The 19632-nt window shown below is 56.9% G+C and carries 16 protein-coding genes and 1 pseudogene; 9 read left to right on the top strand and 8 right to left on the bottom strand.

The genetic code is table 11. The features are described 5' to 3' along the window. Positions 1-22 precede the first annotated feature (22 nt). A pseudogene (locus ACWKXN_RS17875) lies at positions 23-94 on the bottom strand (type II toxin-antitoxin system HicB family antitoxin); the annotation flags it as partial. A gap of 289 nt (positions 95-383) precedes the next feature. Beyond that, complete coding sequence (locus ACWKXN_RS17870) at positions 384-1124, bottom strand: MipA/OmpV family protein (RefSeq protein WP_048980292.1); 741 nt, start codon at positions 1122-1124, stop codon at positions 384-386. A gap of 117 nt (positions 1125-1241) precedes the next feature. Here ACWKXN_RS17870 and ACWKXN_RS17865 point away from each other — a divergent pair, with 117 nt between their 5' ends. Further along, positions 1242-2207: a LysR family transcriptional regulator gene (locus ACWKXN_RS17865; protein WP_454544090.1), complete on the top strand. Its 966-nt coding sequence runs from the start codon at positions 1242-1244 to the stop codon at positions 2205-2207. Here the strand turns inward: ACWKXN_RS17865 and aldB are convergent. From aldB to ACWKXN_RS17835, 6 genes are all read right to left on the bottom strand, one after another. After that, positions 2204-3742, bottom strand: a complete 1539-nt coding sequence (gene aldB / locus ACWKXN_RS17860; RefSeq protein WP_023309928.1) for an aldehyde dehydrogenase AldB — start codon at positions 3740-3742, stop codon at positions 2204-2206. The genes ACWKXN_RS17865 and aldB overlap by 4 nt on opposite strands. A gap of 85 nt (positions 3743-3827) precedes the next feature. Next, positions 3828-5675 carry a selenocysteine-specific translation elongation factor gene (selB, locus tag ACWKXN_RS17855; protein WP_454544089.1) on the bottom strand — a complete coding sequence of 616 codons (1848 nt, stop codon included), beginning with the start codon at positions 5673-5675 and terminating at the stop codon, positions 3828-3830. Then, complete coding sequence (gene selA / locus ACWKXN_RS17850; protein WP_454544088.1) at positions 5672-7057, bottom strand: L-seryl-tRNA(Sec) selenium transferase; 1386 nt, start codon at positions 7055-7057, stop codon at positions 5672-5674. The genes selB and selA overlap by 4 nt, the downstream gene beginning before the upstream one ends. 103 nt (positions 7058-7160) lie before the next feature. Further along, positions 7161-7769 (bottom strand): glutathione S-transferase, encoded by a 609-nt coding sequence (locus ACWKXN_RS17845; protein WP_039261138.1) that lies wholly within the window; start codon positions 7767-7769, stop codon positions 7161-7163. A gap of 90 nt (positions 7770-7859) precedes the next feature. Continuing rightward, positions 7860-8996, bottom strand: a complete 1137-nt coding sequence (locus ACWKXN_RS17840; protein WP_033147023.1) for an HlyD family secretion protein — start codon at positions 8994-8996, stop codon at positions 7860-7862. A gap of 2 nt (positions 8997-8998) precedes the next feature. Further along, on the bottom strand, positions 8999-9355 hold the full coding sequence (locus ACWKXN_RS17835) for a DUF3302 domain-containing protein (protein WP_224979698.1): 357 nt from the start codon (positions 9353-9355) through the stop codon (positions 8999-9001). A 659-nt stretch (positions 9356-10014) separates the two neighbouring features. Here ACWKXN_RS17835 and ACWKXN_RS17830 point away from each other — a divergent pair. The 8 genes from ACWKXN_RS17830 to ACWKXN_RS17795 all read left to right on the top strand — a co-directional run bounded on the left by ACWKXN_RS17830 (position 10015) and on the right by ACWKXN_RS17795 (position 19590). After that, positions 10015-11922: a PTS mannitol transporter subunit IICBA gene (locus ACWKXN_RS17830; protein ID WP_023309922.1), complete on the top strand. Its 1908-nt coding sequence runs from the start codon at positions 10015-10017 to the stop codon at positions 11920-11922. Between the two features lie 100 nt (positions 11923-12022). Next, positions 12023-13171: a mannitol-1-phosphate 5-dehydrogenase gene (gene mtlD / locus ACWKXN_RS17825; RefSeq protein ID WP_032665121.1), complete on the top strand. Its 1149-nt coding sequence runs from the start codon at positions 12023-12025 to the stop codon at positions 13169-13171. Next, the gene (mtlR, locus tag ACWKXN_RS17820) at positions 13168-13758 is read left to right on the top strand and encodes a mannitol operon repressor MtlR (protein WP_033147025.1); all 591 of its coding nucleotides are present in this window, start codon (positions 13168-13170) and stop codon (positions 13756-13758) included. The genes mtlD and mtlR overlap by 4 nt, the downstream gene beginning before the upstream one ends. Before the next feature lie 58 nt (positions 13759-13816). Continuing rightward, positions 13817-14179, top strand: a complete 363-nt coding sequence (locus ACWKXN_RS17815) for a YibL family ribosome-associated protein (protein WP_039261135.1) — start codon at positions 13817-13819, stop codon at positions 14177-14179. A 279-nt stretch (positions 14180-14458) separates the two neighbouring features. Then, on the top strand, positions 14459-16114 hold the full coding sequence (gene lldP, locus ACWKXN_RS17810) for an L-lactate permease (protein ID WP_032650757.1): 1656 nt from the start codon (positions 14459-14461) through the stop codon (positions 16112-16114). Continuing rightward, entirely contained in the window at positions 16111-16884 is a 774-nt protein-coding gene (lldR, locus tag ACWKXN_RS17805; RefSeq protein ID WP_023294814.1) for a transcriptional regulator LldR, read from the top strand. The genes lldP and lldR overlap by 4 nt, the downstream gene beginning before the upstream one ends. Then, positions 16881-18068, top strand: coding sequence for an FMN-dependent L-lactate dehydrogenase LldD (gene lldD, locus ACWKXN_RS17800; RefSeq protein WP_058841867.1), 1188 nt, complete (start codon positions 16881-16883; stop codon positions 18066-18068). The genes lldR and lldD overlap by 4 nt, the downstream gene beginning before the upstream one ends. Positions 18069-18249: 181 nt before the next feature. After that, complete coding sequence (locus ACWKXN_RS17795; protein WP_454544087.1) at positions 18250-19590, top strand: MFS transporter; 1341 nt, start codon at positions 18250-18252, stop codon at positions 19588-19590. Positions 19591-19632 lie beyond the last annotated feature (42 nt).

The following is a 19632-nucleotide window of genomic DNA, read 5'->3' as shown; positions in this document are numbered from 1 at the left end:
CAGCACGCGACGTGCTGCCTCAGCCTGGAACGTCAGGGAAAAAGCCGCTGGCACTACCGTCGAAGTCAGAATGAATGTAAGCCGGATAAAACATAACGACTCCTGATATCCGTGCTTAATTCACGCCTGTCGCCAAATACGGACGAGAGTGCCCGGTTTGATTTTCTTTAAGCATGATACACATGATGCACACCTTTATTGATGGCGCAGATCGCATTAGCGTATCAGGAATATTAATGAGGAAGCCATGACGGGAAGGGAAAACGGGAGATCGGTACTCTCAAATATGCCCGGCGGCGCTTTGCTTGCACGGGCCTACGTAAAACTGCGATGGCAGTCCATGTAGGCCGGGTAAGGCGAAGCCGCCACCCGGCTTTAGCGCATCAGAAACGCCAGGTCAGACCGGTCATCAGCGCGAAGCTGTCGTCGCGGTCGATCATCGGGCTGTTCTTCACGTCGTCAGGCAATACGGTGTAGACCGCGCTGGCGTTAAGGTACAGCTTCTGGGTTAACTGATATTTGGCCGCCAGGCCAACGTATGGCGTCCAGCTGTCACCGGCGGTGTATTCATCCAGACCTGAGCGGCGAGACTCGCTGCCGGATACGCCATAGTAGTAGTCGTTATAGCTTTCGTCGCTATAGAAAATACCGACAGAGGGCGTCAGGGTCAGGCGTTCCATCCTGATTGGACGAAAGTATGAAACCTCGCCGATCATACCGCCGCTTTCATCCGTGGCATCGCCCGAGACCGCCACTTTCAGCGAACCCCAGCTTTCGTGGCGGTAGTACGCGCCGCCGAGGAAGGCAGAAGCTTTACGCTCATCAAGCTTTTTCATCTGATGGTCGTCGTTGTCATCAGGATCGAAATGCAGCGGCATCCACGATGCGGTCAGGCTGAGTTCATTTTTTGCGTCTTTCCACAGGATCCATCCGCCCGTGGTCTGGCGAACATAAAAGCTCTCGCCTTCGTAGCTAATTAACGGTACTGCGGTAGTATTTTCGTTATAGCCTTTGTAAGGAGACTCATTAAATACAGCCCCCGCTCCTAGTGAAAAGTCACCGGCCATTGCTGAGGATGTTGCAAATAACGTGGCAGCGATGAGTAAATTGTATTTAATAGTCATTACATGTAATCCATTAAAATGCCAAACAAGCGAGGCGCATAATAATGGTTACAAATTTGCCAATGCAACGCTGCGGTTTATATAATATTATATACAAAATCATATAGATGGGTGTGCATGATGAATAAATTACAGCTAAAGCCGCGCGAGTTAAAAATTATATCCGTCATCGCAGCCACCCACAGCATTGGTGATGCCGCCGCCCTGCTGGGCATGGCGCAGGCCAACGTCAGTAAATATCTGTCTGATTTTGAAACGCGGGTTGGACTCAAGGTTTTTGAGCGCACCACGCGGCAGCTGGCCCTGACCCAGTTTGGGGAAGCGTTACTCCCGTACATTGATGCCACGCTGGATAAGAACAGTCAACTCGTTAATTTTATTGCTGATTATAAGCATGAAAAGCACGGAAAGGTCACGATCTATGCCCCTACAGGTATCGTAACCTATCTCGCGCGCCACGTGATCCATCAGATAGAAGATATCGGTGACATCCGCATCTCCCTGAAAACCTATAACCTGGATCGGAATGAATATTCAGAAGGCGTTTCTTTTCCGGATGACTGCGACATTTTAATTACCTATGCGCCGCCGAAAGACGAAAGTCTGGTTGCCAGCGTGTTAACAAAATATTCTGTTACGGCATTCGCTACCCTGGAATATTTAAATAAACACCCCTTAACGGGACCTGAAGGTTTAATTAATCACTCCTGTATTCTCATTGATTCCATGCTGATCGATGATGCAAACATCTGGCGTTTCCGCGTACACGGCAGTGATAGCGTGCATGACTACCGGGTGACCGGTAATTATATTTGCGACAATACGCAGACGGCCCTGGAGCTGGCAAGAAATAATCTTGGGATTGTTTTTGCGCCAAAAGAAAGTCTGAAAAAAGAATTAACGCAAGGGATGCTGGTCCCCTGCTTCCCGCATCAGGAAGAGTGGTGGCTCGATCTGACGGCCATCTTCCGCAAACGCGAATACCAGCCCTGGCGCGTGCAATACGTTCTGGATGGCGTTCTGAACTGCCTGCGCCAGCAAATTGCTCAGGCCGCCCATGGACGGCCTGAGCTGGGCGATTAGAACAGCCCCAGCGGTTTATCGGAGTAGCTGACCAGCAAACATTTCGTCTGCTGATAATGCTCCAGCATCATCTTATGGGTTTCACGCCCGATGCCCGATTGCTTATAACCGCCAAATGCCGCATGCGCCGGATAGGCGTGGTAGCAGTTGGTCCAGACGCGCCCGGCCTGAATGCCTCTGCCCATTTTATAGGCCAGATTACCGTTGCGGCTCCAGACGCCGGCTCCCAGGCCATACGGCGTGTCGTTGGCAATCTCCAGCGCCTCCTCCATCGTTTTGAAGGTGGTTACGGCCAGCACCGGTCCGAAAATTTCCTCCTGGAAGACGCGCATGTTGTTCTGACCGAACAGGATCGTTGGCTCCAGATAATACCCTTCCTGCAGATCCCCACCGAGCACCTTACGGCGACCGCCGGTCAGAATATCCGCCCCCTCTTTCTTGCCGATATCGATGTAGTTGAGGATGGTTTCCAGCTGTCCGTGCGAGACCTGCGCCCCCATCTGCGTAACGTTATCGAGCGGGTTACCGCTGCGGATAGACTCGACGCGGCGAATGGCCCGCTCCATAAAGCGCTCATAGATGGACTCCTGCACCAGCGCGCGGCTTGGGCAGGTGCAGACTTCGCCCTGGTTAAACGCAAACAGCGCAAACCCTTCCAGGGCTTTATCGAAGAAGGCATCCTCTTCCTCCATCACGTCCGCGAAGAAGATGTTCGGGGATTTCCCGCCCAGCTCCAGGGTTACCGGAATGATGTTCTGCGTGGCGTACTGCATAATCTGCTGGCCCACTTCCGTCGACCCGGTAAACGCCACTTTAGCGATCCGTTTCGAGGTAGCCAGATATTCCCCTATCTCACCGCCCGCACCGTTGACCACGTTAATCACGCCCGGCGGCAGAAGATCGCCAACGATTTCCATCAGCAGCAGCACCGAGAGCGGGGTCAGACGCGCCGGTTTAAGCACAATGCAGTTCCCGGCCGCCAGCGCGGGCGCCATTTTCCAGCTCGCCATCAGCAGCGGGAAGTTCCATGGAATGATTTGCCCGACGACGCCCAGCGGTTCGTGGAAGTGATACGCCACGGTGTCGCTGTCTACCTCGCTTATTCCGCCCTCCTGAGCGCGAATGCAGGAGGCAAAATAGCGGAAGTGGTCGATGGCCAGCGGCACGTCTGCAGCCATCGTTTCCCGGATCGGCTTGCCGTTATCCCAGGTTTCCGCCGTCGCCAGCAGCTCCAGATTCTGCTCCATCCGGTCAGCGATTTTGAACAAAATAGCCGCGCGGTCCTGAACGGAGGTGTGGCCCCATTTATCTTTCGCTTTGTGCGCCGCATCCAGCGCCAGATCGATATCGCGCTTGCCGGAGCTGGCTATTTCGCACAGCGGCTGGCCGGTTACGGGGGTCAGGTTGGAATAGTATTCGCCGTCGACGGGAGCTACCCAGTCGCCGCCAATAAAGTTGTCATAACGAGGCTTCAGCTTGAGGGGAAAACCATACTCGCCGGGCTGGATACGCGATGAGGGAGGATTGTTTGTCATGACCGTCTCCTTGCTGTTGGTGTACATCAAGGGTAGTTCCGGCTGGCGATTTTCTCGCCAACCGGTAACGGCTTTACGACAGGGGTCACGGAGTTTCAGGAAATAATAACGAATCGCGCAATAAATGATCGTTACCGCGACGGCGGGTAAAGCCGATGCGGTTGAAATACTCCAGGATCTGAATCGCCAGCTTGCGGCCCACGTTCAGCCGATCGCGGAAATCGGCTGCACAGGTAGAACCCCGCTCCTGATCCAGCTCGCGGATCAGGTTCGCAAACGCCACAATGCGATCGTTACGGTAATAACGATCTTTCACGATCGCGACTATCAGCCCCTGCTGCGCCGCATGGCGCAATACCTGACGCATCACCTGCTCGTCGGTATTCGTTTCGCGGGCCAGATCGCGAACCCACCACGGCTCATCGCCAAACAGCGAGGCCACTTTTTGCCATACTGCCTCTTGCTCAGCGGTGAACCCGGCCTTGTGATCCGGAAGATGCAGCCAGCCGTGGTGGCTTTTGATCGCCCCGCTTTCGCGCATGTTTTCAATCAGCACCAGCACGAGCGCATCGTCTTCCATCGGCAGCGCCATGCGCCGCAGACGCTCACGGCCCGGGCCAGGCTCATCCTGATGCTGTTCATGGTACGTTGCGAGCGTGTTCAGTATCTTACGCTGCCAGTTCGCAGCAACCGGGGCGTTTAGCAGACTGTTTCCAGCCTGAATAAAGCCCGGCTGTTGGGCCAGCAGGCGTAACCCTTCCTCGCTCAGCTGGCGTGCCCATGCAAAATCACGCAGGCTCACCGCACCGCGCTCAAGATGCACCCGCAGCGCGGCGTTATCATCGCTGGCCTGCGCCAGCGCTGCCAGCCACTGCAGATATTCAGGCTTACGCTTGCCGCGTCGCGGCGGATTCAGCGCGACCACCCGTGCCCCGGCCAGCGTTTCCCGCGCGGAAATATCACGCAGAACCAGACGATCGTTGTCTGCAAGCCAGAGCGGTGAATCGAATACCAGTTCGGCAAGATCGTTTTCCAGCAGCGACACGCGCCCGGTGATATGGCTGGCCGCGTGGTGAATATGCAGCGGCTGCCATTGGGTCAGGGGCACGTTTGTCTGCAGGGAGACAATGACGCGTTCAGACGGCTCAGGAGGGGCATCGGCCAGCAGCCAGTCGCCGCGGTTAAGCTGCTCTTTTTCCGCATCCCCGGTAATGTTCAGCGCGATCCGCTGCCCGGCATGAGCACGCTCCGCGGGCTGGTTTTGCGCATGTAAGCCGCGCACGCGCATCGGTTTGTTAACGCCCGTCAGCCAGAGCGTATCACCTACGTTCACTTCACCGCTCAGCGCCGTCCCGGTCACCACCAGCCCCGCGCCTTTCACGGTAAACGCCCGGTCAATTGCCAGACGGAAGCGGTGATGGCTGGCGTGGTCACGCGACGAAAGCTGCTGTAAGTGGTGGCGAAGTTCATCGATACCGCGTCCTTCTGTCGCCACGGTGACAAAAAGCGGTGCATCGGCAAAACCATACTCCTGCAAGGTCGCCTGTACCGCTTCGCGCACCTCGCTGACGCGTGCGTCATCCACGCGATCGGCTTTGGTCAGCGCCACGGTCAGCTGCGGGTTACCGGTCAGCTGCAGGATCGCCAGATGCTCACGGGTTTGCGCCATAACGCCATCATCGCAGGCCACCACCAGCAGGGCATGATCGATACCCCCCACGCCCGCCAGCATGTTGGACAGAAACTTTTCATGCCCCGGAACATCAATAAAACCCAGCACGCGACCATCAGGCTGGGGCCAGTAGGCATAGCCCAGATCGATGGTCATGCCGCGCTTTTTCTCTTCCGGCAGGCGGTCGGCGTTTATACCGGTAATCGCCTGCAGCAACGTGGTTTTTCCGTGGTCGACGTGACCGGCGGTGGCAATAATCATTTCAACAACATCTCCAGAAATCGCTCTTCATCTTCAAGGCAGCGCAGATCCAGCCACATTCGGCCATCGTAAATCCGCCCGATAACCGGCCCGGGCAGGCCACGCCAGCGCGCCGACAGGGCTTCAAGGTGGCTGCCGCGCCCGTCACGCGGGGTGAACGTGAGCGCTTCACTCGGCAGCCTGTCCACCGGCAGCGAACCGCTGCCAATCTGCGACTGGCAGGGTTCAATGCGAACGTCAAAATTGGGGTAGTGCGGGGCAATGCGCGGCAGCAGTAATTCGGCCTGGGCGCGAATCGAAGCGGCATCACGGGTCAACAGACGCAGCGTGGGCAGGCGGTCGGCCAGTTTCTCCGGATGAAGATAAAGCCGCAGCGTCGCCTCCAGCGCGGCAAGCGTCATTTTATCGGCTCGCAGGGCGCGCTTAAGCGGATGCTGCTGCAGCTTCGCAATCAGCTCGCGCTTGCCGACGATAATCCCGGCCTGCGGCCCGCCAAGCAGCTTGTCGCCGGAAAAGCTGACCAGGCTGACGCCCGCCGCAATCATCTCTTGCGGCATCGGCTCTTTCGGCAGCCCGTAAAGGCTCAGATCCACCAGCGAGCCGCTGCCGAGATCGGCAATCACCGGAATATTCAGTTCGCGGCCAATCGCCGCCAGCTCGCCCTCTTCAACCGTTTTGGTGAAGCCTTCAATATGATAATTGCTGGTGTGAACCTTCATCAGCAGGGCGGTATTTTCATTCACCGCCGCGCGATAATCTTTCGCATGGGTACGGTTAGTAGTGCCCACTTCATGCAGCGTGCAGCCCGCCTGGCGCATCACGTCCGGAATACGAAACGCCCCGCCAATCTCCACCAGCTCGCCGCGGGAAACCACCACCTCTTTGCCGCTGGCAGTCGCCGCCAGCATCAGCAGTACCGCTGCGGCGTTGTTATTCACAATGCAGGCATCTTCCGCGCCGGTCAGCTGGCACAGCAGGTCCGCCAGCGCCCGGTCACGATGCCCGCGACCGGCGCCGTCCAGATCGTACTCCAGCGTCACGGGCGCCCGCATGGCCTGTACAACCGCCGCAACCGCCTCTTCCGCCTGCTGCGCGCGGCCCAGGTTGGTATGGAGCACGGTACCGGTCAGGTTAATCACCGGGCGTAATGCGCTTTGCGCTTTCTCATCCAGCCGGTGCTCAACTTCCTGCTCCCACGCCGCGCACCAGTCGGGCAAGGCGTTTTCTGCCTGAATAGCGCATCGGGCTTCGTCCTGAAGCAGGCGTAACATCTCCACCGTCGCGGTATGGCCGAAGCGCTCAACGGCAGCATGAATGCGGGGCTCGCGAAGGAGACGGTCGGTAGCGGGGATCTGGCTGTACAGCGAATGATGAGTAGTCATGAAAGCGCCTGGCGAGTAAATATCTTCCCCCCTCCCGACGGGAGAGGGAGTTAACATGTGGAGGGATTGTACCGCCTCCGACGCCGAAGTGTTATAACCCGCGTCAAGCCTTTGGCGGTTCTGTCCGGGCAAAGCTCTCGCGGCTAAAAAGCGTGTCTGCCAGTTTCACCAGCAGCGGACGGTCGACGCACCAGCCAGGGGAAACCCGGCGGAAGTTGAGATAGCCGATGGCGCAGGCGATAGCGATAGTTGCCAGGTTCAGGCTGTCGGTTTGAATCTTTCCCTCCCGGATAAGCTGTTCGCACCTGTCCAGGCTACGGCTAATTTTTTCCCGCTGGCGTAACAGTTCCGTTTCCGACTGCTGGGCGGCGGGCCTGGCCTGCTCACGCACGGAGGTTAACGCCGCATCCATAATGCCATCGGCCAGGGCTTCGACTTGCTTCACCGCCAGCGCCGCTTTTGGGTCAGCCGGCAGCATTGCCGGGGCAACGCCCAGCAGCTCGATATACTCCGCAATAATCGGGGAATCGAACCAGTATTCGCCCTCGTCCGTCACCAGCGCCGGGACTTTCCCCAGCGGGTTGTACTGCGCGACGCCGTTTTCAGCGTTGTAGGGCTGTTCATTGATGAATTCAAATTCAATCCCTTTCTCCAGCAGGAGAATCGAGATTTTTCGCACGAAGGGACTGGTGTAGCTACCGATGAGTTTCATTGCCTGATCCTTGATGCCGGAAAAAAGTCAGTATGGATCAAGCGATGAAAAAAGGGCAGGTATGCGTGTCGCATTCCTGCCCTGGAAGGATTAGTGATCGAGATAGAGGTAGTGCATCCAGCTGGTCATACGCAGCAATACTTTACGCATCACCGAGACGTGGGCGAAATGGTCCGAGTAGACCGCCACCTGGGCATAGATACCGTCTGGCAGCGCATCGACCTCCGCATTCGGATCCAGCTCAATCGTACCCAACACGCCGTCCGTTCCCGGCACCACCGTCAGCGACTGCAGCGCGCCCTGCGCCTGATAGGAGCCTCCCGGCACCACCGGCAGAATACTGGTGAGTTTACCGGTAAACACCTGGCCCGGCAGCGCGTTAAACACCACCTCCGCTTCATCGCCCGGCTTCAGACGCAACAACGAGTTCTGACGGAACTGGGCCACGATCTGACGCTTCTGTTCAGGAATAAAGACCATCACCGGACGCAGCGGCAGCGCGGCGGCGTACGTCCCCGGACGGATCAGCACCTGGGTGATATAGCCATCGCTTGGCGCACGGACCACGGTCTGATCCAGGTTGTATTTCGCTTCAGCAAGCTGCGCGCGTAAGGAGGCAATCTGCGACTGTTCGCCGTTCACCATGCTGTCCAGCTGGCTTTGAATCTGCGTCTGTTCGGCAACGGAGCCTTTCACCATCGCATCCTGTGCGAGATAATTTTGCCGCGCGTTGTCGATATCGCTTTCAGAAAACGGATTCACCTTTGCCTGGCTGCCTTTCAGGTAGCGCTGATAATCTTTAAACAGACGATCGCGTTCAGCCGACACGCGGGTGGTATTGGCGACCGCTTCCGAAAGCTGCGCTTTCAGATTGTCGATATTGTGCGTCGCGGTCACCAGGTCGGCCTGGAGTCTGTCGACGCGCGCCTGGTAGCGGCCCGGATCCAGTTTAAATAACACTTCGCCTTTTTTAATTAGCTGGTTATTTTTATCGGTCACTTCACTGACCACCCCGGTAACCTGCGGCGTAATTGGAATAGAAATAACCGCCTTTTGCGCCGTAAAGGTGTACGGATGGTTATAGTTCATTAACAGAATAAGTCCGGCAACAATAAACACCCCGCCTAATGTCGCGGTGGCAAGCGTCCACTGGTTTACCGGAATACGGAATATTTTAAAAATCACCCAAGCAAATGCCACATAGGTCAAAATAATTAACAGATCCATGATTAGCGCTCCAGCGTGTTCTTATCAGCGGCGGGCTGTACCGCGGCCAGCTTTTGTTCTAATTCGGCCACGCGTTTGACCAGCGCATCCATGCCCGGAACCTCATCAGGCTTGGTGATGTGGTTTTGCATCCCCCAGCCGCGATCTTCACGGTACAGCGTGGCCCATATCCACAGGAACGGCCAGATGGCATGGAGCGTAAACAGGCTAATCCAGCCTGCCGTGTGAATCGCATCGGCATGCGGATGGTTTCGCTTTTTGGCCATATTATAAGGAATGTCATGGATGGCGATGATTCCATAAAAGAGAACCAGAAATACAAAAATCAATACGCCCAGCGCAAAATAGTTGAGAAACATATTCTCCTCACTTAAACAACGTCAACTCATTTAATTAATAAAACAGTACGCAACCTAATTAATTTATTTTGAAATACAGAAGGTATACTGGTTATTTCAGAGCCGGGGAGTATCGTTTTTTATAATATCTCCGTGCAAGTTTATAAGCGTGTCAAAATATATCATGAATAATAATATACTTAACCTTACAATATGAGCGTAATCCACCTTTTAACTTTTCGCCATACCACACTTCAAAAGTGGTTTTTTAGCTTAACGTGTCGCGCTATGCCATCCTGGCGCCGAATCGCTAAGCAGAGTTTGCCGCCGATCGCAGCCGGAGAAATCTGCATAAAAATATTTTGTGAAATCAGTCACAATCCAGAAACAAACCCACAAAACCAAATCGTGACAACCATCACATAAAAGGGTGGTTTTTGCCGCATTCCTCGCCGTCGTATTTTTTTTGCCCACCTTTTTTGTGACTAAGATCACCTCATTGACATCCACACCCCCTACCTTTACGTGATGTGCGTCACACAAATTTTCGCTGTCTGGACAGTTGAACGATTCAGTGCCAGATTTCACAGCATCAGAACAGGGCCCGGCTACCTCTGCCGCCTCATTAACAATAAACCTCGGGCCGCAAGCCTAAGCGTAAACAGAAGAAGGGGTGTTTTATGTCATCCGATTTCAAGATCAAAGTTCAAAGCTTTGGTCGTTTCCTCAGCAACATGGTGATGCCAAATATCGGCGCGTTTATCGCGTGGGGTATCATCACTGCATTGTTCATTCCGACAGGGTGGTTGCCTAACGAAACGCTGGCGAAACTTGTTGGCCCAATGATTACCTATCTCCTGCCGCTGCTCATCGGTTTCACCGGTGGTCGTCTGGTGGGCGGTGACCGTGGTGGCGTAGTGGGTGCCATCACGACCATGGGTGTTATCGTCGGTGCGGATATGCCGATGTTCCTCGGTGCAATGATTGCCGGTCCTCTGGGCGGCTGGGCGATTAAGAAATTCGACGTCTGGGTTGATGGTAAGATCAAATCCGGCTTCGAAATGCTGGTGAACAACTTCTCTGCGGGCATCATCGGGATGATCCTCGCGATTCTGGCGTTCCTCGGCATTGGCCCAGCGGTTGAAGTGCTGTCTAAAATTCTGGCGGCAGGCGTTAACTTTATGGTGGCGCACGACATGCTGCCGCTGGCGTCTATCTTCGTTGAACCGGCGAAAATCCTGTTCCTGAACAACGCCATCAACCACGGTATCTTCTCGCCGCTGGGTATTCAGCAGTCTCACGATCTCGGCAAGTCTATCTTCTTCCTGATTGAAGCCAACCCAGGCCCGGGTATGGGCGTACTGCTGGCGTACATGTTCTTTGGTCGCGGCAGCGCTAAGCAGTCTGCTGGCGGCGCGGCAATCATTCACTTCCTGGGCGGTATCCACGAAATTTACTTCCCGTACGTGCTGATGAACCCACGCCTGATCCTGGCCGTTATCCTTGGCGGTATGACCGGCGTGTTCACCCTGAGCGTGCTGGGCGGCGGTCTGGTGTCTCCAGCTTCTCCGGGTTCTATCCTGGCGGTGCTGGCGATGACGCCAAAAGGGGCGTACTTCGCGAACATCGCGGCCATCTGTGCAGCCATGGCAGTCTCCTTCGTGGTCTCTTCTATCCTGCTGAAAACCAGCAAAGTGAAAGAAGACGACGATATTGAAGCGGCGACCCGTCGTATGCACGACATGAAAGCCGAATCCAAAGGCGCGACCCCGCTGGCGGCTGGCGACGTGTCTAACGACCTGAGCCACGTGCGTAAAATCATCGTTGCCTGTGACGCCGGTATGGGTTCCAGCGCAATGGGTGCAGGCGTGCTGCGTAAGAAAGTGCAGGATGCGGGTCTGACCAACATCTCCGTCACCAACAGCGCCATTAACAGCCTGCCGCCGGACGTTGACCTGGTCATCACGCACCGCGACCTGACCGAACGCGCCATGCGCCAGGTGCCGCAGGCACAGCACATCTCGCTGACCAACTTCCTCGACAGCGGCCTGTACACCAGCCTGACCGAACGTCTGGTTGCGGCGCAGCGTCACGAAGACAACGAAGTGAAAGTGCGCTCAAGCCTGCAGGACAGCTTTGACGAAAGCAACGCCCACCTGTTCAAACTGGGTGCGGAAAACATCTTCCTCGGTCGCACAGCAGCAACCAAAGAAGAAGCGATTCGCTTTGCCGGCGAGCAGCTGGTGAAAGGCGGCTACGTTCAGCCTGAATATGTCGACGCAATGCTGGAACGCGAAAAACTGACGCCAACCTACCTGGGCGAATCCATCGCGGTGCCGCACGGTACGGTTGAAGCGAAAGATCGCGTCCTGAAAACCGGCGTCGTATTCTGTCAGTATCCGCAGGGCGTGCGCTTCGGTGAAGAAGAAGACGACATCGCCCGTCTGGTGATTGGTATCGCCGCTCGCAACAACGAGCACATTCAGGTGATTACCAGCCTGACCAACGCGCTGGACGATGAGTCTGTCATTGCGCGTCTGGCGAGCACCACCAGCGTGGAAGAAGTCCTGGCACTTCTTAACAAATAAGTCCTCTTCCCTCTCCCCCATGGGGGAGAGGGCTAGGGTGAGGGGAAAAAGTTCCTCACCCCAGCCCTCTCGGGTAAAAACATTGATGAAGGTTAACACTATGAAAGCATTACATTTTGGCGCAGGTAATATCGGTCGTGGTTTTATCGGTAAACTGCTGGCAGACGCGGGCATTACGCTGACATTCGCCGATGTGAATCAGGTGGTCCTGGATGCCCTGAATGCGCGTCATAGCTATCAGGTCCATGTAGTCGGTGAAAACGAGCAGGTTGAGACGGTATCCGGCGTCAACGCGGTCAGCAGCATCGGGGAAGACGTTATCGACCTGATTGCCAGCGTCGATCTGGTCACCACGGCCGTGGGTCCGGTCGTTCTTGAGCGCATCGCCCCTGCGGTTGCGAAAGGCCTGGCAAAACGTAAAGCGCAGGGCATCGACGCTCCGCTGAACATCATCGCCTGCGAAAACATGGTGCGCGGCACCACGCAGCTGAAAGGCCACGTGCTCAACGCTGTAGCCGACGAAGACAAAGCCTGGGTTGAAGCGCACGTTGGGTTTGTGGATTCCGCCGTGGATCGCATCGTTCCGCCGTCTGAATCCGCCACCAACGACCCGCTGGAAGTGACCGTGGAAACCTTCAGCGAGTGGATCGTGGATAAAACCCAGTTTAAAGGCGCCCTGCCGACCATTCCGGGAATGGAATTAACCGATAACCTGATGGCATTTGTCGAACGCAAACTCTTCACGCTGAACACCGGGCATGCTATAACCGCGTACCTCGGAAAATTGGCCGGTCATCAGACCATTCGTGATGCGATCCTCGATGAGAAGATCCGCGCGGTGGTAAAAGGGGCAATGGAAGAGAGCGGCGCGGTGCTGATCAAACGCTACGGTTTTGATGCTGATAAACACGCAGCATACATCCAGAAAATCCTCGGTCGCTTTGAAAATCCGTATCTGAAAGATGACGTTGAGCGCGTGGGCCGTCAGCCTCTGCGCAAACTGAGCGCGGGCGACCGTCTGATTAAGCCGCTGCTGGGCACGCTGGAATACGGCCTGCCGCACGCCAACCTGGTGAAAGGCATTGCCGCCGCGATGCACTACCGCAGCGAGCAGGACCCACAGGCGCAGGAACTGGCTCAGCTTATTGATGACAAAGGCGCGCAGGCTGCGCTGGCGCAGATTTCCGGTCTGGACGCCAACAGCGACGTGGTTGTGGAGGCGGTTAACGCATACAACGCAACCAAATGATGCACAGTGCGGCGCAGGTTAACCTGCGCCCAGATAATAGATTGTCAGATATGCAGGCAATAATGGAACAAACCCAGGCCTTTGAAAATCGTGTGCTTGAGCGTCTGAATGCTGGCAAAACCGTACGAAGCTTCCTGATCGCCGCCGTCGAGCTGTTAACCGAGGCGGTGAATATCCTGGTGCTTCAGGTGTTTCGCAAAGACGACTACGCGGTAAAGTATGCTGTAGAACCGTTACTGGACGGAGACGGACCGCTGGGCGATTTATCCGTGCGTCTGAAGCTGATTTATGGTCTTGGCGTGCTCAACCGACAAGAGTATGAAGATGCGGAGCTGTTAATGGCGCTGCGCGAAGAGCTCAATCATGACGGTAACGAGTACACCTTTACCGATGATGAGATCCTGGGGCCCTTCGGCGAACTGCACTGCGTCAGCGCGCTCCCCCCTGCTCCGCATTTTGACAACAGCGACCCTGAGCTCTACGCGATGCAAAAGCTGCGTTATCAACAGGTTGTCCGTTCCACGATGGTGCTCTCCCTGACTGAGCTGATTTCCCGGATCAGCTTAAAAAAAGCGTTTCAGAAGTAAGCCTGCTCACATTGGTGTATCCTTCCCTGTAAATTCCCCGTTTTCAGAGTTATTTGTCATGAAAGAAGTCGAAAAGAACGAAATTAAACGCCTGAGCGACCGCCTGGATCTGATCCGCCACCAGATGGCTGGCCTGTCACTGGTCGAATCCGCCGAGAAGTACGCCGAGCTGGAAAAAGAAGCCGCCACGCTGGAAACAGAAATCGAGCGCCTGCGCGAAGTGAAGGGCCAGAAGCTGAGCAAAGAAGCGCAGAAGCTGATGAACATGCCGCACCGCCGCGCGATCACCAAAAAAGAACAGGCCGACATGGGCAAGCTGAAGAAAAGCGTCCGTGGTCTGGTGGTGGTACACCCTATGACCGAGCTTGGTCGCGAAATGGGCCTGAAAGAGATGACGGGCTTTTGTAAGACCGCGTTCTGATACTTCCCTCTCTCCCTGTGGGAGAGGGCCGGGGTGAGGGCATCAGGCCCCACCCTGCTTCAAATTGGCCCAACCAATCCCCCTTTTCTTTCTTCCCCGGTTCACAATTCCATTATTTCCGCTCACAAACTCATTGCCTGACCATAACATTTGGTTAACCATTCATTGTCATTAACCCTACAACACAACATTGGCAGGACCACTTTTACACAACCTGTAACGCAGAGTTGAGCGGAGACTCACCCGCAGCGCAGGCTGTCTGGTCCCCAGGAGACCTGCATGAGCCTCTGGCAACAAAACTACGACCCGGCCGGAAATATCTGGCTGTCGAGCCTGATCGCATCGCTTCCGATCCTGTTCTTCTTCTTTGCGCTGATTAAGCTCAAGCTGAAGGGCTACCTCGCCGCGACGTATACCGTTGCTATCGCCCTGATGGTGGCGCTGTTCTTCTATAAAATGCCGGTCGATCGCGCGCTGGCCTCCGTCGTCTACGGTTTCTTCTACGGCCTGTGGCCAATTGCGTGGATCATCATCGCGGCGGTGTTTGTCTATAAAATCTCGGTGAAAACCGGGCAGTTCGACATAATCCGTTCGTCGATTCTTTCCATCACGCCGGACCAGCGCCTGCAGATGCTGATTGTCGGCTTCTCCTTCGGGGCGTTTCTGGAAGGTGCGGCAGGCTTTGGCGCACCGGTGGCGATCACCGCCGCGCTGCTGGTCGGTCTGGGCTTTAACCCGCTCTATGCCGCCGGTCTGTGCCTGATTGTGAACACCGCGCCGGTTGCGTTTGGCGCGATGGGTATTCCGATTCTGGTGGCCGGACAGGTCACCGGGCTGGACAGCTTCGAGATCGGCCAGATGGTTGGCCGCCAGCTGCCCTTCCTGACCATTATCGTCCTGTTCTGGATCATGGCGATTATGGACGGCTGGCGCGGCGTGAAGGAAACCTGGCCTGCGGTGATGGTGGCGGGCGGTTCGTTCGCCATTGCCCAGTACCTCAGCTCCAACTTCCTCGGCCCGGAGCTGCCGGACATCATCTCCTCGCTGGTGTCGCTGGTCTGTCTGACGCTGTTCCTGAAACGCTGGCAGCCGGTACGTATCTTCCGCTTCGCCGACATGGGCGCCTCGCAGGTCGATCAAACCCTGGCGCGTACGGGCTATACGGCAGGACAGGTGATCCGCGCCTGGTCGCCGTTCCTGTTCCTGACCGCAACGGTCACCTTGTGGAGCATCCCGCCGTTTAAAGCCCTGTTCGCCCCGGGCGGCGCGCTGTACGACATGGTGATTAACATCTCCGTACCGTTCCTCGACAAAATGGTCGCCCGTATGCCGCCGGTGGTGCACGCCGCTACGCCGTATGCCGCGGTCTATAAATTCGACTGGTTCTCCGCCACCGGTACCGCCATCCTGTTTGCCGCTATCCTTTCCGTAGTGTGGCTGCGCATGAAGCCTGCGGCCGCGGTGCAGACCTTTGCCGCGACCATTAAAGAGCTGATGCTGCCGATTTACTCCATCGGCATGGTGCTGGCGTTCGCGTTTATCTCGAACTACTCCGGCCTGTCATCGACGCTGGCGCTGGCGCTGGCCCATACCAGCCACGCCTTCACCTTCTTCTCGCCGTTCCTCGGCTGGCTGGGGGTGTTCCTGACCGGTTCCGATACCTCGTCTAACGCCCTGTTTGCCGCGCTGCAGGCAACGGCGGCCCAGCAGATTGGCGTGTCGGATGTCCTGCTGGTGGCGGCGAATACCACCGGCGGCGTGACCGGGAAAATGATCTCTCCACAATCCATCGCCATTGCCTGTGCGGCGGTGGGACTGGTCGGTAAAGAGTCGGATCTGTTCCGCTTTACCGTGAAACACAGCCTGATATTCACCTGCATGGTGGGGGTGATCACCACCCTGCAGGCCTATGTCTTAACCTGGATGATCCCATGATAGTGATGCCCAGACGCCTGTCCGACGAGATTGCCTCTCGCGTGCGGGCGCTGATTGAAGAACAACAGCTGGAAGCGGGCATGAAGCTGCCCGCCGAACGCCAGCTTGCCGCCCAGCTTGGCGTGTCGCGCAATTCACTGCGCGAGGCGCTGGCGACGCTGGTCAGCGAAGGCGTGCTGGTGAGCCGTCGCGGCGGCGGCACTTTTGTGCGCTGGCAGCATGACGACTGGTCCGAGCAAAACATCGTGCAGCCGCTAAAGACGCTGATGGAGAACGACCCGGACTACAGCTTCGACATCCTTGAAGCGCGTCACGCCATCGAAACCAGTACCGCCTGGCACGCGGCCATGCGGGCAACCGACGCCGACAAAGAGAAACTCATCGCCTGCTTTGAGGCCACGCAAAGCAGCGACCCGGACATCGCCTCCCAGGCGGATGTCCGTTTTCACCTGGCGATTGCCGAGGCGTCGCACAACGTGGTGCTGCTTCAGACCATGCGCGGGTTCTTCGACCTGCTGCAATCCTCCGTGAAGCAGAGCCGCCAGCGCATGTATCTGGTTCCGCCGGTGTTTGCCCAGCTCACAGAACAGCACGAGGCGGTGCTCAACGCCATTCTGGCCGGTGATGCCGAGGCCGCACGCAAAGCGATGATGGCGCATCTCGGTTTCGTGCACACCACCATTAAACGATTCGATGAAGACCAGGCCCGACAGGCGCGTATTACCCGTCTGCCTGGCGACAGTGATATTTCCAGGGAGAACAAAGCATGATTATTTCAGCAGCCAGTGACTATCGCGCCGCGGCGCAGCGCATTTTGCCCCCGTTCCTGTTCCACTATATCGATGGTGGGGCGTATGCCGAATACACCCTGCGCCGCAACGTGGAAGATCTGTCGGAAGTGGCCCTGCGCCAGCGCGTGCTGAAGAATATGTCTGACCTGAGCCTTGAGACAAAGCTGTTCAACGAAACGCTCTCCATGCCCGTGGCGCTCGCGCCTGTGGGCTTATGCGGCATGTATGCCCGCCGCGGTGAAGTGCAGGCTGCCGCTGCGGCGGATGCCAAAGGCATTCCGTTTACCCTCTCCACCGTGTCCGTCTGCCCGATTGAAGAGGTCGCCCCGACCATCAAACGCCCGATGTGGTTCCAGCTGTACGTCCTGCGCGATCGCGGCTTTATGCGCAACGCGCTCGAGCGCGCCAAAGCGGCGGGCTGCTCCACGCTGGTCTTTACCGTCGATATGCCAACGCCCGGGGCACGCTATCGTGATGCCCACTCCGGCATGAGCGGCCCGAATGCCGCCCTGCGCCGCTACTGGCAGGCCATGACCCATCCGCAGTGGGCGTGGGATGTCGGCCTGAACGGTCGTCCGCACGATCTGGGCAATATCTCGGCTTACCTCGGTAAACCGACCGGGCTGGAAGATTACATCGGCTGGCTGGCGAACAACTTCGATCCGTCGATCTCGTGGAAAGACCTGGAGTGGATCCGCGAGTTCTGGGACGGCCCGATGGTGATCAAAGGGATCCTCGATCCGGAAGATGCCCGCGACGCGGTACGCTTTGGCGCAGACGGGATTGTGGTCTCTAACCACGGCGGACGCCAGCTTGACGGTGTGCTCTCTTCCGCACGCGCCCTGCCGGCCATCGCCGATGCGGTGAAAGGCGATATTGCGATCCTGGCCGACAGCGGCATCCGCAACGGGCTGGACGTGGTGCGCATGATTGCGCTGGGCGCCGACAGCGTGCTGCTGGGGCGCGCGTATCTGTATGCGCTGGCGACGGCGGGCCAGGCAGGGGTGGCGAATCTGCTCAACCTGATCGAAAAAGAGATGAAGGTAGCGATGACGCTGACAGGTGCAAGAACGATTAGCGAAATCAGTAAGGATTCTCTGGTGCAGGAGTTAAGCAAATTACCGGCGGCGCTGGCTCCCCTGGCTCAGGGAAACGCGGCCTGACCTTCTCCGGTTAACCCCTCTTTCTCACGCGCCCGATTTTCCCCTCGGGCGCTTTTTTACGCCAAAAATAACATCCAGATAACACATTAGATAAGAAAATTTGACATCCACCTGCCGTCCGCAATTGTATAGACAAGCAAATACAAGAACACAAAAACAACATCAGATTGGAGTGGAGCGTATGGCGTATTCAGGTAAGGTGGATATTCAGCAGGTGATCGATGAGAGTCCCTTTTCAGGGTTTCACTGGCTGCTCATTGTGCTGGGCTTTCTGGTCCTGGCGATCGATGGTTTTGATACGGCGGCGATGGGTTACATCGCGCCTACGCTGTCGGCAGAATGGGGGATACACAAACAGGATCTGGGGCCGGTGCTGAGCGCGGCGCTGCTGGGGCTGTCGCTGGGCGCGCTGATTGCCGGCCCGGTATCGGACCGGATGGGGCGCAAGCGCGTGCTGGTCTTTTCGTGCCTGTTCTTCGGCCTTGCGAGCCTGGGGACGGCCTGGGCGCAAAGTCTGAATACGCTCACGCTGTGGCGCTTTCTGACGGGCCTGGGCCTCGGTGCCGCAATGCCTAACGCCATCACGCTGATCTCGGAGTTTGCCCCCCAGCGCTGTCGCGCCATGGCGATTAATACCATGTACTGCGGCTTCCCTCTGGGTGCGGCGGGCGGCGGCGCGATCTCTTCCTGGCTTATCCCCCATCACGGCTGGCGAAGCGTGCTGCTGACCGGGGCGATTGCGCCGCTGATTTTAACGCTGCTGCTGGCGCTGTTTTTACCGGAGTCCGTGAAGTTTCTGGTGCAGCGCGGGAAAGACGTCATGCAGGTCCGCCGCATCGCCAGCCAGTTCGCCCGCAGCACGCTGGATAGCGTCACGGGCTTTTTCCTGGCGGAGGAGAAAGTCGCCTCTAAAAAAGGGAGCGTGTCGCAGCTCTTTTCCATGCCCTGGCTGCCCGGCACCCTGATGCTGTGGGTGACCTATTTTATGGGGCTGGTGATTTACTACGTCCTGCTTAGCTGGATGCCAACGCTGATGCAGGGGATGGGCTATGCTCTGGCGGAATCCGCCTGGCTCACCTCGCTGTTCACCTTCGGCGGCACCGCAGGCATTCTGCTCGCGGGCTGGATGATGGACCGCTGGGAAGCGCATAAAGTGGTCGCATGTGGTTTCGTGCTGACAATGGGCCTTATTCTTTTACTGGGTATTGAGCATAACCATATCGCTCTGTTTGGCGGGTTGATTTTCCTGATGGGGATCGCGATGAACGGTGCGCAATCAGGCATGCAAACCCTGGCCGCCACCTTTTATCCTACCGAGTGCCGCGCGACGGGCATCGCCTGGATGCAGGGGATCGGCCGTTTTGGCGGCGTGGCGGGAACCATGACCAGCGCCCAGCTTCTCGCTATGCAGTGGCAGGCAGACAGTATTTTAATGATCCTCAGCGTGCCCGCTCTGGTGGCCGCTGCGGCAACCGTCTACAAAATGCTGTACAGCCGCTCGCAGGAACCCGGCGTCGCGTAGTTCCTCTCTTTTCTGCTATTCTGCCCCCGCAATTAAGGGGGC

This window comes from Enterobacter sp. UPMP2060 (assembly GCF_053709655.1).
This window is presented reverse-complemented; position numbering and strand designations above follow the sequence as displayed.

Excerpts from the sequence above, each read along its gene's own strand:
- ACWKXN_RS17870 (WP_048980292.1), bottom strand. The coding sequence starts at position 1,124 with ATGACTATTAAATACAATTTACTCATCGCTGCCACGTTATTTGCAACA.
- ACWKXN_RS17865 (WP_454544090.1), top strand. The coding sequence starts at position 1,242 with ATGATGAATAAATTACAGCTAAAGCCGCGCGAGTTAAAAATTATATCC.
- aldB (WP_023309928.1), bottom strand. The coding sequence starts at position 3,742 with ATGACAAACAATCCTCCCTCATCGCGTATCCAGCCCGGCGAGTATGGT.
- selB (WP_454544089.1), bottom strand. The coding sequence starts at position 5,675 with ATGATTATTGCCACCGCCGGTCACGTCGACCACGGAAAAACCACGTTG.
- selA (WP_454544088.1), bottom strand. The coding sequence starts at position 7,057 with ATGACTACTCATCATTCGCTGTACAGCCAGATCCCCGCTACCGACCGT.
- ACWKXN_RS17845 (WP_039261138.1), bottom strand. The coding sequence starts at position 7,769 with ATGAAACTCATCGGTAGCTACACCAGTCCCTTCGTGCGAAAAATCTCG.
- ACWKXN_RS17840 (WP_033147023.1), bottom strand. The coding sequence starts at position 8,996 with ATGGATCTGTTAATTATTTTGACCTATGTGGCATTTGCTTGGGTGATT.
- ACWKXN_RS17835 (WP_224979698.1), bottom strand. The coding sequence starts at position 9,355 with ATGTTTCTCAACTATTTTGCGCTGGGCGTATTGATTTTTGTATTTCTG.
- ACWKXN_RS17830 (WP_023309922.1), top strand. The coding sequence starts at position 10,015 with ATGTCATCCGATTTCAAGATCAAAGTTCAAAGCTTTGGTCGTTTCCTC.
- mtlD (WP_032665121.1), top strand. The coding sequence starts at position 12,023 with ATGAAAGCATTACATTTTGGCGCAGGTAATATCGGTCGTGGTTTTATC.
- mtlR (WP_033147025.1), top strand. The coding sequence starts at position 13,168 with ATGATGCACAGTGCGGCGCAGGTTAACCTGCGCCCAGATAATAGATTG.
- ACWKXN_RS17815 (WP_039261135.1), top strand. The coding sequence starts at position 13,817 with ATGAAAGAAGTCGAAAAGAACGAAATTAAACGCCTGAGCGACCGCCTG.
- lldP (WP_032650757.1), top strand. The coding sequence starts at position 14,459 with ATGAGCCTCTGGCAACAAAACTACGACCCGGCCGGAAATATCTGGCTG.
- lldR (WP_023294814.1), top strand. The coding sequence starts at position 16,111 with ATGATAGTGATGCCCAGACGCCTGTCCGACGAGATTGCCTCTCGCGTG.
- lldD (WP_058841867.1), top strand. The coding sequence starts at position 16,881 with ATGATTATTTCAGCAGCCAGTGACTATCGCGCCGCGGCGCAGCGCATT.
- ACWKXN_RS17795 (WP_454544087.1), top strand. The coding sequence starts at position 18,250 with ATGGCGTATTCAGGTAAGGTGGATATTCAGCAGGTGATCGATGAGAGT.